The 397-nt window shown below is 73.3% G+C and carries 1 pseudogene; it reads right to left on the bottom strand.

What is annotated here, in order from left to right:
• A pseudogene (locus tag LPA54_RS41220) lies at positions 1 to 371 on the bottom strand (hypothetical protein); the annotation flags it as partial.
• Positions 372 to 397: the final 26 nt, after the last annotated feature.

Below are 397 nucleotides of genomic sequence, written 5' to 3'. Positions count from 1 at the left end.
TGGCGCACCCAGTGGACGAGGTCGCAGGCGATCGGCAGTGGCCCGTGCTGGTAGGTGTGGGCCTGGCCGTACGGGTCGCGTATGCCGTCGGACCAGGCGGCGGGACCGAGGAGGTTGAGGACGTCGTCGCGGCCGGGCAGGGGCGCGGTGCGGTAGACGGTGCGGCCGCCGGAGGAGGCGCCGGTGTTCTCCCGCTGGCGGGAGCCCTCGAGCACGATGATCTGCCGGGGCAGCTCGGCCTGCAGCCAGACGGCGAGGACGTGGACGCACGGGCTGCAGATCGTCTGGCGGTTGTCGAGTTCGTGGTCGCGGAGGCCGCGGTGGCAGGTGGCCGCGCTGCAGGGCGGGCCATGCTGTGCGGTGGTGGTCACCGGCGTGCTCCTTGCTGTGCTGGTGG

It is taken from the genome of Streptomyces sp. DH12 (assembly GCF_020873895.1).
In the GTDB taxonomy this organism is placed as follows: Bacteria; Actinomycetota; Actinomycetes; order Streptomycetales; family Streptomycetaceae; genus Streptomyces.
Note: the sequence above shows the minus strand (reverse complement) of the source record. Positions and strands in the feature narration are given on the sequence as shown.